This is a genomic window from Streptomyces cellostaticus, from assembly GCF_001513965.1.
In the GTDB taxonomy this organism is placed as follows: Bacteria; Actinomycetota; Actinomycetes; order Streptomycetales; family Streptomycetaceae; genus Streptomyces; species Streptomyces cellostaticus.
In genome coordinates, this window is the sequence record NZ_KQ948053.1 from 15453 (window position 1) to 28850 (window position 13398).

Here is a 13398-nt window from a genome sequence, read left to right on the forward strand (position 1 = left end):
GATGACCTTGCGGACCTGCTCGGCCTCGGGCCTGCCTCTCACCGTGATCACCAACGACTCCGATGCCGCATGGAGTTTCATCGAACGGGATGGCCCGGCCATCCCGCGCGCCGTCTGCCGGAACACGCTGCCGGAATCATCGACGCACAGTCAATGAAGGCGGCTGCGTCGGTGCCAGGCCGCGACGTGGGGGGTTCGACGGCGGTAAGAAGGTGAAAGAGATCGCGGGTGTGGACCGCCTGGTGGCGGATGCACTGGACCGTTGCCCGCGGAAGGCCGCGGGTACCTGGAACGCGGCTTTGCGTGGCCACGTGAGTTTCTTGGTCAGGACACGGCGCGAACGTCCGCTTCCGTACACGTTCTGCCCGTCGGATGTCCCCGGACAGACCGCATGCCGCCCCCCTCCCGCACTGCCTGAGGAGAACCCTTGTTCCGACGTTCGGCCAGTCCGGCCAGTCCGGCCCGTACGGTCACCGCGGCAGCCGCCGCGCTCGCCGCCACCAGCGCGCTCACCGCCACGGCCATCGAGCCCGCCTCGGCGCACACGCCCGGACACCCGGCCGCCCGGCACGTCCTGCTGCTGTCGGTCGACGGCCTGCACCAGTCCGACCTGGCCTGGTACATAGCCCGCCACCCGCACTCGGCGCTCGCCCGGCTCGCCGACGGCGGCGTGGAGTACACGCACGCGAGAACCACCGTCCCCTCCGACTCGTTCCCCGGCATGGTCGGCCAGCTCACCGGCGGCAACCCGGGCACCACGGGCGTCTACTACGACGACAGCTACGACGCCGCCCTGCTCCCGGCCGGCACCACCAAGTGCGCGGGCGCCAAGCCCGGCGCCGAAGTCGACCTCACCGAGGACCTCGACAAGAACAAGGACTCCCTTGACGCGGGCCAGGGCCTGACCGGACTGCCCGGCAGCATCCTGAAGATGACCCCTCACGCCGCGAGCCTCATCGACCCGACGAAGCTGCCGGTCGACCCGACGTCCTGCGCGCCGGTCTCCCCGCACGCGTACCTGCGGGTGAACACGGTCTTCAACGTGGCTCGCAGGGCCGGGCTGCGGACCGCGTGGTCCGACAAGCACGTCGCGTACGACATCCTCAACGGCCCCTCGGGCAACGGCATCCAGGACCTGTTCGCCCCCGAGATCAACAGCACCGCCATCGGCTACCCCGCGGGCGACGACTGGACCAAGGACAACGCGGCGACCGAGCAGTACGACGGCTACAAGGTGCAGGCCGTGCTCAACGAGATCGACGGCTACGACCACGGCGGCACCCACAAGGTCGGCACCCCGGCGGTATTCGGTATGAACTTCCAGTCCGTGTCGACCGCCCAGAAGCTGCCCGCCTCCGACGGACTGGCCGGCGGCTACAAGGCACAGGGCGTGCCCGGCCCGCTGCTGGAGAAGAACCTCGCCTTCGTCGACAAGGAGGTTGACGCGTTCGTCACCGAGCTCCGCAAGCGGCACCTGGACGGCAGCACCACAGTCGTCCTGTCCGCCAAGCACGGCCAGTCGCCGACCGACCCGAAGGCGCTCACCCGCATCGACGACGGCCCCCTCCTGGACGGCCTCAACGCCGCGTGGAAGAAGGCTCACCCGGGCTCCGGCGACCTGGTCGCGCACGCCGTGGACGACGACGCCATGCTGGTCTGGCTCACCGACCGCTCGAAGGCCGCCACCGACTTCGCCAAGGCGTACCTGCTCGCCCGGTCCGGCACCGGCAACGGTATCGACGGCAATGCCAAACCGTTCACGGCGAGCGGCCTGAAGACCCTGTACGCGGGCGCGGACGCCGCCCGGTACTTCCACGTGAAGCCGGGTGACTCCCGAGTGCCCGACCTGTTCGGCATCACCCAGTACGGCGTCGTGTACACCGGCGGCAAGAAGAAGATCGCCGAGCACGGCGGCGCCCACGCCGACGACCTCGACGTCCCGCTCGTCGTCTCCGGTGCCGTCACCCCGCACGACGTCCGGATCGCCGGCCCGGTCGAGACCACCCAGATTGCCCCGACCATCCTTCGGCTCCTCGGCCTCGACCCGCGGGCCCTGGACTCCGTACGCGCCGAGCACACCCCCGCACTGCCCGTGCGCTGACCTCACGGTCCTGCGGCTGGGGAGCCGCCTTCCGGGCTCCCCAGCCCCTGGCCAACTGACGAGCCGGGGGTGGGTGGCTGGTACCCGCCCTGGACCGTCTCGTCTCCTTCGACGGCACCCAGCCCTGCACCGGCCCGTGCACGCCGGTGCCGCCCGACTGGCGGCACCGGCTGCCCTCACGCCCCCTCACCGAAACAGCCGCGCGCGAGATCACCGCAGAATCCACCGGACGACCGCGCATCCGGGGCATGGTGGAGTCATCGGGTTCCGGGCCGGCGGACTCCTGCTCGGAGCCCGGGTCAACTGACCTGGATGCCAAGTCACTTCACCGGAACGGGAGTCCCGTCATGTCGATCTACGAAGCTGCCGTGGTCCGTTACTTCGAGGGGTGGAACGCCACCGACGCCGACGCGCTCGCCAAGGCGGTCGCCGCGGCGTGGTCCGGGGACGGCACGTACACCGACCCGATGGCCGACGTGCGGGGCCACGAGCAGATCGCCGCGGTCATCCAGGCCGCGCACGAGCAGTTCCCCGGCTTTGAGTTCAGGCTGGCCGGTGATGTGGACGGCAACCATCACATCGCCCGATCCAGTTGGGAGCTGGTGTCCACCGCCGACGGCTCGGCGCCGGTCGCCGGTTCGGACGTGATCACCCTGACCGAGGACGGCCGGATCACCTCCGTCCTCGGCTTCCTCGGCCGGCTCCCCGGGGCATGAATCTTCTCCCGGGAGACGATCGGCAAGAACCTGCTCGATACCCTTCGCGGGGCGTCAGCCCGCTGCACCACGGCACAGGCGGCCGCCGTCTGATCGCCCATGGCGGCCCCGAGCCCGCGAAGACCGAATACATCCTCGACAGCCAACCCCAGATGCCGTAGGCGCGACCGGAGTTCCCGGCCGGGCCTGCCGCATCTGAGAGTGCTGTCCACGCCGGCTCGAGGGCGGCGAGCTGTTGGAGTCTGCCGGCGGCGAGCTTCGCGCACCTCGACTTTGCGTTCGAGAGGAACACGGCGAGCTTGACCTCGGTTCCGTCCTCTGCCGACAGCGCGCGCCGGAAGGGAGCTCTGATCCGGCGGCGCCCTTGCGACCGCCGGTGGCGCCGGTATGGGTGGACTTTCTGCGCTCATACCCCGCGTGGGTCGGTGCAGCTTGTCGATGCTGTGTCAGGGGCGGGTTCGGGCTGTGGTGCGGCGGGCGTGGAAGAGGCCCCAGCGCAGCAGGCGGCGGCGGGTGATGTCCGTCCACAGGGGCAGGTTGGTCAGCAGGTCGTCGAGGTAGGCGGGGCTGATGGCCCTGCGCAGCTCGGGTTTGCGGCGGCGTACCTCCTCGTCGAGGCGTGCGTAGTGGGTGGTGAGGTCCGCGGTGCGGTCCTCGAAGTCGGTCTCCAGACCGAGTCTGGACAGGCTCTGAAGGTAGAAGGACGGCGTTGCCAGGCTCTGCACGCCGAGACGGGACAGCGCGGGCCGCACAGCCGGGGCCGGAGTCTCCTCGGCCGCCATGATGTCCGAGAAGACCAGCGCTCCGCCCGGTTTGAGTACGCGCACCGCCTCGGCCAGTGCGGTGTCCCGGTCGGTCACATGGCACAGGACTTCCAGGGACCAGACCGCATCGAAGTGTTCCGCCTTGTAGGGGAGGTGGTTGAGGGAGCCGGTGACGACCTCGATCAGACCGTCCAGCCCGTGTCGGATGTTGGCCGTGCGGTGGCGCCGGTTGTGTTCTTCACTGAGGTCGAGGGCCACCACCCGGCAGCCGAAGCGTTCGGCGAGCGCGCGGGCTGAACCGCCATAGCCCGAACCGAGGTCGAGTACGGTGGCATCCGGGCCGAGCAGATCTGCGATCCGGTCCGCGGCGTGCTGCACGGTGCGGTGTGAGGCGTTGGCGATCGCCTCTTGTGGGTGGGCGTATACGCCGATGTGGATGTCCTCACCGCCCCAGACAGCGTCGTAGAAGGCATCGACATCGCTGGTCTCGTAGTAGCGGCGGGTCGATTCCTCATGGTCCGGTGCGCTGCTGTCATTCCTGGCGTGATCACTCATGGCGGCTGCATTCCCTGCATCGACAAGAGTAATTCGCCCCACCTGCGATCATCGGTGACTATCCGCCATCGGTCCGTCGGCTGCGAATGCGAGGGGGCCCTGGCAGTGACCCGCCGCTGGCTGGGAGATTACCCTGCCGCTCGTTCGAGGCCATGGTGGGCGAGCTGCTGGAGTTTGCCGGCGGTGAGTTGGCGCGTCGGGTGGCGTTGGACAGGGACGCGTACAACCCCGATCGCCTCCAGAGGCTCGCGCTGTCCGTCCATCAGCCCTGCTCTGTCCAGACCGCGTGCTGACGTTGCCGAGCCAGCCAAGTGCTGGCGTCCATGCCGTGCACGGTGACGCCGGGCAGGAACTTTGCGAAGTCGGTCTCCTCGCATGGGAGTTCGCGTACGGCGGTGAAGTGGCGCTGCCAATCGGCCGGCAAACGCCGGGTTCCAGTGCTCGTCGATCGCCTTGAGCGCTTGCTCTGTGTGACGGAGCGCGATTGGCCTGCAGTCCTGTAGTTGTGTGGGAATGATCTCGGTGTTCTCGTTGATGCAGTGGTGTGTCGGCAGGCGGTTGAGGGTGCGTGCGGCGTGGGCTGGGGGTGGTTGAGCAGCGCTGGGTGGGAGGCCGTTCCAACGGGCCGCCTACGGGGAAGTTCAGGGGCTGCTGGGTGGTGGTTCTGGTGAGCGGTACGGGGCGATCGGGTCGATACCGGGGAGGACTGGGTCGGCGGCTGCTGCCATGTCGAGGCTGGCGAGCTGGTTTCGCCAGTGGGCGCGCCACTGTGTGCGGGTTGCGTCGTCGGCGAGTGTGGCGTCGACGGAGGTGCTCTTGTCGAAGGGCCATAGCGCGTTGGGGCCTGCGGTCAGGCAGAGGCGGGCGAGGGAAGCGCGGCGTACCAGGTCGCGCAGGCGGTCGACGGCGAAGATGAGGGCGATGCCGAAGGGGATGTCGTCGGGGACCGGAGAGACAGCGGCGACGATCTGGCGGAGGTCTTTCTCCGGGATGCTGCCGCCGTGGACGAGGCGGGAGCGCAGGTCGTAGAGCTTGCTGATGTCGTTGAAGATGCGAGTCCCGGTATCCGCGCGCCTGGGCCGCCGGCGCGGCTCGGAAGGCGGTAGGTGCCTGGGAATGATCTTGGTGTTCCGGGGGATGCAGTGGTGCGTCCGGAGACAGCCGCGAAGCGCGATGTGTCGGGGCGGGTCGGCACTGGTCAGCGGCGTGTGGGGGTGAGCCAGGCGCGGAGCGGGTCGTGGACAGCGGGGGCCAGGCGGGCCAGGCCGAGGCGACGTGCGATGAGGGCGAGGGCGTCGTCGGCGGTGCGGTGTGGCTGGTCGGGCGGCGTGGTGAGGGTGCGGGCGAGGGTGACTGTTTCGGGATGGATCACCAGGTCACGGGTCAGGAGTACGGGTGAGGCGCTGCCCGCCGTGGCCAGGTGGGCCTTGGCCGCGCAGAGCTGGGTCAGGCGGGTGTGCCAGCGGTGGGTGAGGTGTTGCTGGTGGTCGTACCAGCGGGTGGAGATGGCGCGTGCGGCGCTCCAGGCGTGACGGCGCGGGGATGTCGTAGGAGGCGCCGGTGGGCGTGGTGCGCTGCGCGAATTCGGGCGCGGCTCGGGTGTGGACGGAGGTGGCGAGTCGTGGGTCGGGGATGAGGCTTCGTTCACTTCTCACGACAGCGTTTATCGATGGGTCCGGACGGCAGTTGGCGATCAGCGAGCTTGCGGATGTTCATCATTTTTGGATCAGGCACACATTCCGTGAGGTCGATCAACGGGGTTCGGCCGCGGTGACGCAACGTCATCTGGGACCGGGGGCGAGGTTTCGGACAGGGTTAGCGGAGCGGTCCTTGTTCATTGATGAACACGGTGGGCGTGGACAGAAACACATCGGCATCCACCGGGCCGTAGGCGATGTTGAACGTGTCCAGCCAGTACGACCAGTCCCGGATCCCCAGCGCACTACTGAAGCGATAGTTGAGCTGCCAGCGCACCCACTGGCCGAGGGCGAGCCGCACTGCTGGGGGACGTCGCGGCCGGGGCGGCAGGGCAAACAAGGGCTGGACTCGGGGGAGGACCCGCAGCCGTCCGTCGGCTTCTCGAAGCTGGACATCGACTTTGGCGCGGTCTTCCTGGGTGTCGTAAGACTCAAAGCCGTCGCGCTCGTGCATGCGAATCACATGTGCGGAGGTGGTGGTCTCGGCAGGCGGGAGAGCGAAGCCGATCGGGGCCGCGTTCCTGTGCGAGGCAGCCTCGCCTCCCCGAGATGCCTTCGTCCAGGACGTCCGTATCCACTGGACGGTGATCTCCATGGCGTGCTCCCGCCGAGTCGTCGAAGCACTCACTCTATGTCCCGCTCAAGGATCGCCGGACCGGACCTGTCCGGCGGTTGCTCGGTGTGCCGGCAGACGGTGGCGGTGAGAAGGACACGCTTGCGGAGAAGTGGGAGCTTGGCCCGGCCGAACATCTGGCGCTTGATCATCTTGATGTGGTTGACCCGGCCTTCCACCGGACCGGAGTTCCAGCGGGTGGCCAGGCCATGGACGACCGCGTCCCAGTCCTTCTCCAGGCCGACTTGGAGGCATCACATGAGCCTCTGCGCCATCTCATCAGGCATTCCCAGCGCCTGTACTTCCGCGTAGGAGGGGGGCCTGAGGCCCGTCGGTCGGCCGTCGCGGATGGCGGTCGCGGTGGTCACGGCCGCTGCCAGGGCCCTGCGGTAGAGCAGTGAGCCGAGGTTGACCCGGCGCACGCCCAGCTCGGCCAGCTCGGCCAGGGTGGGTCCGGTCGGCGTGTACAGGATGTTCAGCGGGACGACGAGGGTTGCCGTCAGGGTGGCGATCCCGTCCGGATCCGACAGCCCGGGCACGAACAGTCCGTCCGCGCCGGCCTGTTCGTAGATCGCGAGGCGGTCAGTGGTCTCTTCCTCCTGGCGGCCCAGCCAGTAGGTGTCGGTGCGGGCGTTCACGAACAGATCCGGAGCGGCGGCCTTGACGGCCGCGATCTTCGCGGCATGGAGTTCCACGGGGGCAAGCGTGCCGTCCGGGCGGCCGTCTTCGAGGTTGATGCCCGCGGCGCCCGCGTCGTGCAGCCTTCGGGCCAGCTCGGCCACTTCCTCCGGGTCGTCGCTGAAGCCCCCTTCGGCGTCGACGGTGAACAGGAACGAGCCCTGTCCGAGCCGGCGGACCAGGGCCAAGGTCGCGTCAGCGGTGGCAGCCGCCCCGTCCGGCAGACCAGCGGCCGCGGCCACCCCCAGCCTCGTGGTGCCGATCGCCGGGAAGCCCTGCGCCGCCAGAGCCGCCGCGGAGGCGTAGTCCCAGGCATCGGGCAGCAGTAGCGGGGCGGCCTGATGGTGCAGGCGGGCGAAGTCCGTCAGCGGGCGCTGGAGCAAGCCCCCGGCCAGGGCGAGGGCGTGAGCTCGGCCGGGGCAGACCCGCGGCGGTGCGCCGAAGGTGAGGGGCACAGGGTGTGCGCGATTGGCACTCGCGAGATCCAGGAGCACAATATCGCCCTCGGCGATCTCCCGGCCGGCGACCCGGGTGGCCCGGGCGGCGACCCGGCGCATGGTCTTCACCGGCGGAACCTCCCGGAGCACCCGGGCCAGCGGAACGTCACCGCCGGCCGCGGCCTCCACCAGTGCAGCCGTTGCCTCGCATGCCTGCACCAGCAACCCGATGCGGTTGGCGACGGACTCCAGAGCGGCCTCATCCGCGCGCCCTGGCGCCAGTTGCGCCACCAGCCAGGCCACCGCCTCGTCCGCGGCCGCGTCCGCACCCCCGAAATAGGCCCTGGCCACCACGGTCACCGCCTCCGCAACCGCCTCGGCCTCCGGCATCCCCAGAGCTTCGGCGAGGGTACGCACCACCCGCACCCGGACCTCCCGCTCGGATCCTGCCGCCACCGCCTGCCATAGCGCGGCGGGCTCCAGCCGGGCGAGTTCGGCCTGTACCAGAGCCCGTCGGCGCCGGTGCGGCTCACCGGAACTGAACCGAGCCACGGTGGCACGCAGCCAGGCGACACTCGCCCCGGCCGGACCGTCGTCCGCAGCCGGCAGCTCCGGGACAAGCGCCGGGTCGGCAAGCGCCGCCCGCACGTCCGCATAGCGGTCGATCTCATGCATCGTGTGCGTCATGGCCCCGACGCTAGGTCCGGAACAGTTCGGCACTCCCCGAACCGTCCCTGCGGCATCATCATGACCTCATGGCTTCACCTTGATGGAATTTCAGCGCCGCATCGGCCACATCGACCACGGCGGCGACCTCTACGACCTGCCGCGCCTGGCGGTCGTGTTTGAAGGCGGCGACGCCACCCTGCGGCGTCTGACCTCTACTGGGAGACGGTCCGGGAGAAGAGCGCCCCGGAGACGTCCCCGGCCGTCGGCGCGCTCGCCTGGATTCTCGAAGGAGGCCGGCAGATGCGCCTCCATGTGTTCTTCGGCTGCCTGCTCGCCCCCGGCGGCCTCGGCCCGGCGGCCCGCGAGCAGCTCGCCACGGTCGTCCTCGCCCGGGTCAACGCCCACATCTGGCACCGACTCGCCACCGGGTCCGGCCCCGCCCCGAAGCCCAGCAGGCGCCCGGTCCGCGTCCACGTCGTGAAGGACGGCACCGCCACCCCACGCAGGTCCTCACCCTGACCGACGCCGAAGCCGCCCAGCGAGCCGCCGACGCGTCCTGACCGGTCCGGACACACCACGGGCCCCGGGGGATCAGTCATGACGTCCTCGGGGCTCGGATCGGGGGAAGTACCGTCCAACGACGCCGCGCGCGGTGTGGCGTGTGGGCGGGGCGGTGGCAGGGCCGGTGGCGTTCGGCTGCCGGTTGTGCGCGGCACGACGGCGCGGGAGCGGGGCGTGGGTGGGTGCGGACGCCGACCAGCCGCTGGAGGATCTGGATCTGCGCGGCCTGCCGGAGGTCGTGGCGGCGCGCCGGCGGTGGGCGGGGGCCGGCTCGGCACGCGGCCTGGTCGGGGGTGCAGACGGAGCGGGTGTTCGACTGGGCACATGCGGTGGTGGCACCAGGCCCCGCGAAGCAGCCTTGCCGGCCCTTCCGCGGTGCTGTCTGGGCGGATTTTTGGATTCCGTGCCCCGCCGTAAAACCACTGGGACAGACGTGCAAAGATCCGGACAATGATGCGGGCGCTCCCCACACCCATGCAGAGCGCACCGCCTGATTCCGCATACCTCATGGAGTCATACGTGACCCAGTCTTCCCGGCGTGCACGCGCTCTGTCGCGTCTCGTCACCTCGGCGATTGCCGTCGCCCTGGTCGGCGCCACCGCCGGCACCGCTCTGGCCGACGCCTCTGCGGCGACCGGTCCGGCGAAGAACGTCGCCCGGAGCGCCGCTGCGGCCGGGCAGTACAAGCCCACTCCCGCCGCGCCGTTCTTCTTCCTCTCCGGGATCCTGCCGTCGGGCCAGATGTACGCCTACATGCCTGACGGGGAGGGCGGCTTCGATGACCGGTCGGGCGCCTACGTCTGGCCGCACTTCAGATATGGGGCGTCGATCGACCCCGATCTGACCGGCTACCAGGACGGCGCGTACCACGTCATGGACGACGGCACGCTGAATCTCTGGCGCAACGGGCGCCTCAAGAAGGTGGCCACCGGCTGGGGTCAGTACAACGTCGTCTTCTCCCCTGGCACTCTGGGCGGCGCCAAGCACCCCGACCTGCTGGCCCGCGACAAGCAGGGCGTCCTCTGGCGCTTCCAGACCAAGGCGGACGGCACGCTGGCACCGCGCGTCAAGGCCGGCCCCGGCTGGAACCAGTTCACCCAGATCACCGGCCAGGGCGACCTGACCGGCGACGGCAAGCCGGACATCGTCGCCCGCGACAAGCAGGGCGTCCTCTGGCTGTACAAGGGCACGGGCGATCTGCGGAAGCCGTTCGCGTCCCGCGTGAAGGTGGGTTCCGGCTGGAACCAGTTCAACAAGCTGGTGGCCACGGGTGACGTCGATGGCGACGGCCACAGCGACCTGCTCGCCCGCGACCCCAAGGGCAACCTGTGGCTGTACAAGGGGATGGGCAAGGCGGCCGCACCCTTCAAGTCCCGAGTCAAGATCGGCACCGGCTTCAACCAGTACCGCGACCTCTTCTAACGGCCTCCGACAGGGGCCTGGCACGGGCCCCTGTGCGGATCCGCGCGTCTGGGTTCCTTCAGCAAGACGGTGGTGGACAACACGACACCGACGGCGAGCCGCCGGTGTCCTCCTGACGGCTGATGGTCGCAAGCCCGAACCGTTTCAGGACCCTGGCAGGCGCGTTGGACTCGCGCCCGCTGGCGCGTCGCGCCGGCACCGTCCTCGGTGCCGGCTCGACGCGTCGGCCCGCCGGACTTGGAGCCGCGGGCCTGAAGTGCCGCACCCGGTTCGCTCAGCCCTCGGTCAGGGCCGCGCCCAAGGCCAGCGCGAACAACGTCGGAAGCAGAACGCACCCGAGTCCGGCGCCGGCGGCCCGCCCCAGATCTCGGGTACGGTCCAGGCGTGGACAGGTGGGACGCCGAGGCCGTACGGGAGCGGATACATGAGAAGGCTGCGCGGGACCCGAAGCTGACGGTCCATGGGGCCGCAGAACACCGCTACGAGCTTGGTCGGCGGCGTACGGAGGCGGAGGTGCAAGCCTTCGAGGGGGCGTACGGGATCCGGCTGCCCGAGTCGTACCGCACCTTCCTCGTGGAGGTCGGCGACGGCGGAGCCGGGCCGGCCTACGGGTTGCTGCCGCTGCTCGACCCTGTACCCGAGGAGCACTGGGACGAGTGGGCGTCGGTCGACGAGCGACGGAGAGACCGGACGCCCGGCTTCCTGGCCACGCCGTTCCGCTTCACCGGGCACGTGCCGATCGGCCGCGTCCTCGACAGTGACACCTCCCTCGTCGGCTCGCTCACCCTCTGCGAGATGGGGTGCGCGACCTACTACCGACTCGTCGTGAACGGTCCCTGTGCAGGGCAGGTCTGGTCCCATGACCCGGATTGGGGCGGCTTCCGGCCGGGTCCCGACTTCCGGGACTGGTACACCGCCTGGCTGGACCAGCCGTGAGGGAGGTTGCGGCCGGCACTGGGACCGAGACGGCGGGGGCTCGGCCGCTGCTACTCGCGCTTGAATCCCTGAGCCCGTGACCGATCAGCTGGATGTGGCCGTGTCCGACACTGCGGATCGGATGTTGAGGTCGGGCGCGTGGGGCGGCATCTGGCAGACCACGCCGACCGGGTACCAGGTCCCGGGTTGAACCGATCCCCGTCCCGATGGGTCCGGGCCGAGGCGCTCGCTGTCTCAGCTGGCCTGGTCGGGGGAGGGGTAGCCGACGTTGTCCGTGCAGAAGCGGCCCTCCTCGCCCAGGGCCTCGATCTCAAGGTTCTCTTCCAGGCTGAGCTGCTCATCCAACGCGACACTGATGACGTCTCGGGCGCAGGCCAGTCGCCGATGAATGTGCCGACGGTGTACTCGTCGGCGTCTCCGCCTGCCATGCGGGATCCGAGTCGGTGGAGGGAGACCACGAACTCGTTCAGGTCCAGCAGAACGGCGACGGCCTTGTCGAGGGGTATGCGGATCTCTCGGGAGGGCATGTCCATGGGCCGATTCAACTCCAGAGCTGCGCGGCCGCCCCTCGGGATGTGCGCATACGCGGCGGCACACGACTGGCTGAACATCACTGAGCCTTTGCCAACCTCACTTTGAGCAGGTCAGGTGGAGGGTGAGTACGGCTTGGACGTGGCTGGTGATTCGGGTGGTGCTGCAGCGGAGTTTCCGCAGCAGGCGCCAGCTCTTCAAGGTCGCCATGGCTTGCTCGCCGAGGGCCCGGATGCGGGCGTGCGCGGCGTTGACCGCGCGTTGACCTGCCGAGAGCCGGTCCCACCGGCCGCGGAAGGGCACCCGCACGGTGCCGCCCGCGCCCTGGTAGCCCTTGTCCGCCCAGCAGGCCAGGCCCGCCTCGGTGAGGGCGTCGATGATGCCGTGGGTTCGGGCGGCCTTGATGTCGTGCACGGCGCCGGGCAGGGCGGGCGAGGCCCACAGTAGTTTCCCGTGTGGATCGGCGATGACCTGCATGTTCATGCCGTGCTTCTTGTGTTTGCCGGAATAGAAGGGCCGGTCGGCGGCGATCCGGTCGATCGGCAGCAGCGTGCCGTCCAGGATCACAAACGCCTTTGCCGAGGCGGCCGTCACCGCCGTGGCGAGGTCAGGTGCCCGCACCGCGAGCAGATGGACGGCTTCGGTGATGTACCGGTACACAGTGCTCACGCCCACCTCGAACCCGGCCGCGAGCTGTGCGTAGGTGTGCCCCAGGCGCAGGTGTGCCAGCACCAGCAGCGCCTGGCGGCCCGCGGACAGTCGGCGCCACCGAGTCCCGCATGCCGCCCGATGCGCGGCCAACCGGTCGGTCAGGAACCGCAGGTGCCGGGTGGACAGGTCGAGGGCAGACGGGTAGACAAGCACACGAAGCTCCTGGCGGCACGGGCGATCTTGGTCGTGAACCCGTCTACCAGGAGCTTCATCGCGTGCGCAGGCCAACTAGCGGATTGATCAACCAGGTTGGCGGCCGACTTCATTGCTGGGGGCTCTGTATAGGCTGGTGCGCATGGATGTGATGGGGTGTCTTGGGTGTGACCTTCTGACCGGGCGCCGGGAGTTGCCCGGGGGTGTCCTGCACGAAACCTCTGCTTGGGTGGTGAACCACGTCGTCGGCCCGATGAATATCGGCACCTTGATCGTCGGTCCGCGGGACCACATCGTGGCCATCGTGGAACTCGACGACACGGCAGCGGCGGAACTCGGCCCCTTGCTGCGCGATACCGCTCGTGTCGTGGAGACGTTGTGCCGGCCCGAGCAGACCTACGTCTGCATGTGGTCGCACGGCCGCGACGCGCGCAAGCACCTGCACATCGCGGTCCAGCCGGTGACCGCGGAGGTGCGGGCCCGCTACGGCGGGCTGCGCTCCGAGCAGCTCCAGGCCCGGATGCTGGCGGACGGTGACGAGCCGGACGTCACGGAGGTCGAGCAGTTCTGCGAGCGGGCTCGCGAGTTGTTCCGAGCGATCACCGACAGCAGCACCGAAGACCGCAGCTGATCACCGGTGCCAGACCGACGTCGCGGCGCAGTCGGGCGAGCACATGCGAGGAAGCACTGCAGTCTTCCCCGTCACGCACCCTCAACGTGAGGTTGAAAAAGGCTCACTGGCTCGGCGAGATCGCCGAGACCATCGACGACCGCGATGACCCGGCCAAGCGCGCCCGATTCACCGGCTGGGCAGAGAGCTTCGTCCGAGCCGTCCACGGCCAGGCTCGGCAGTG

Annotated in this window: 11 protein-coding genes; 6 read left to right on the top strand and 5 right to left on the bottom strand. The window is 69.6% G+C overall.

The features are described 5' to 3' along the window. The first annotated feature begins 427 nt into the window (after positions 1 to 427). Together AQI88_RS38575 and AQI88_RS38580 are read left to right on the top strand one after the other, a co-directional pair. On the top strand, positions 428 to 2101 hold the full coding sequence (locus AQI88_RS38575; RefSeq protein ID WP_067009462.1) for an alkaline phosphatase family protein: 1674 nt from the start codon (positions 428 to 430) through the stop codon (positions 2099 to 2101). Positions 2102 to 2448: 347 nt separating this feature from the next. Continuing rightward, positions 2449 to 2817: a nuclear transport factor 2 family protein gene (locus AQI88_RS38580; RefSeq protein WP_067009465.1), complete on the top strand. Its 369-nt coding sequence runs from the start codon at positions 2449 to 2451 to the stop codon at positions 2815 to 2817. 446 nt (positions 2818 to 3263) lie between these two features. Here AQI88_RS38580 and AQI88_RS38585 read toward each other — a convergent pair whose 3' ends face one another. The 4 genes from AQI88_RS38585 to AQI88_RS38605 form a co-directional block, all read right to left on the bottom strand. Continuing rightward, entirely contained in the window at positions 3264 to 4136 is an 873-nt protein-coding gene (locus AQI88_RS38585; RefSeq protein WP_067009468.1) for an SAM-dependent methyltransferase, read from the bottom strand. A 1198-nt stretch (positions 4137 to 5334) separates the two neighbouring features. Beyond that, positions 5335 to 5784 carry a hypothetical protein gene (locus tag AQI88_RS46300; protein ID WP_159050501.1) on the bottom strand — a complete coding sequence of 150 codons (450 nt, stop codon included), beginning with the start codon at positions 5782 to 5784 and terminating at the stop codon, positions 5335 to 5337. Between the two features lie 167 nt (positions 5785 to 5951). After that, positions 5952 to 6428: a hypothetical protein gene (locus AQI88_RS38595; RefSeq protein ID WP_067009474.1), complete on the bottom strand. Its 477-nt coding sequence runs from the start codon at positions 6426 to 6428 to the stop codon at positions 5952 to 5954. Between the two features lie 272 nt (positions 6429 to 6700). Further along, entirely contained in the window at positions 6701 to 8248 is a 1548-nt protein-coding gene (locus AQI88_RS38605; protein ID WP_067009477.1) for an isocitrate lyase/PEP mutase family protein, read from the bottom strand. A 282-nt stretch (positions 8249 to 8530) separates the two neighbouring features. On the opposite strand from AQI88_RS38605, the gene AQI88_RS38610 reads away from it, so the two are divergent. The 3 genes from AQI88_RS38610 (at position 8531) to AQI88_RS38620 (ending at position 11149) form a co-directional block, all read left to right on the top strand. Next, on the top strand, positions 8531 to 8749 hold the full coding sequence (locus AQI88_RS38610) for a hypothetical protein (protein ID WP_067009480.1): 219 nt from the start codon (positions 8531 to 8533) through the stop codon (positions 8747 to 8749). A 561-nt stretch (positions 8750 to 9310) separates the two neighbouring features. Then, positions 9311 to 10213, top strand: coding sequence for an FG-GAP repeat domain-containing protein (locus AQI88_RS38615; protein ID WP_244184539.1), 903 nt, complete (start codon positions 9311 to 9313; stop codon positions 10211 to 10213). A gap of 384 nt (positions 10214 to 10597) precedes the next feature. Further along, complete coding sequence (locus AQI88_RS38620) at positions 10598 to 11149, top strand: SMI1/KNR4 family protein (RefSeq protein ID WP_067009497.1); 552 nt, start codon at positions 10598 to 10600, stop codon at positions 11147 to 11149. A 630-nt stretch (positions 11150 to 11779) separates the two neighbouring features. Here the strand turns inward: AQI88_RS38620 and AQI88_RS38625 are convergent. Continuing rightward, entirely contained in the window at positions 11780 to 12544 is a 765-nt protein-coding gene (locus AQI88_RS38625; protein WP_067009500.1) for an IS5 family transposase, read from the bottom strand. Positions 12545 to 12797: 253 nt separating this feature from the next. Between AQI88_RS38625 and AQI88_RS38630 the strand changes: the two genes are divergently transcribed. Then, positions 12798 to 13175, top strand: a complete 378-nt coding sequence (locus tag AQI88_RS38630; RefSeq protein ID WP_244184541.1) for an HIT family protein — start codon at positions 12798 to 12800, stop codon at positions 13173 to 13175. Positions 13176 to 13398: the final 223 nt, after the last annotated feature.

Coding starts and splice junctions, on each gene's coding strand:
- AQI88_RS38580 (WP_067009465.1), top strand. CDS start 2,449: ATGTCGATCTACGAAGCTGCCGTGGTCCGTTACTTCGAGGGGTGGAAC.
- AQI88_RS38585 (WP_067009468.1), bottom strand. CDS start 4,136: ATGAGTGATCACGCCAGGAATGACAGCAGCGCACCGGACCATGAGGAA.
- AQI88_RS38595 (WP_067009474.1), bottom strand. CDS start 6,428: ATGGAGATCACCGTCCAGTGGATACGGACGTCCTGGACGAAGGCATCT.
- AQI88_RS38605 (WP_067009477.1), bottom strand. CDS start 8,248: ATGACGCACACGATGCATGAGATCGACCGCTATGCGGACGTGCGGGCG.
- AQI88_RS38610 (WP_067009480.1), top strand. CDS start 8,531: ATGCGCCTCCATGTGTTCTTCGGCTGCCTGCTCGCCCCCGGCGGCCTC.
- AQI88_RS38630 (WP_244184541.1), top strand. CDS start 12,798: ATGAATATCGGCACCTTGATCGTCGGTCCGCGGGACCACATCGTGGCC.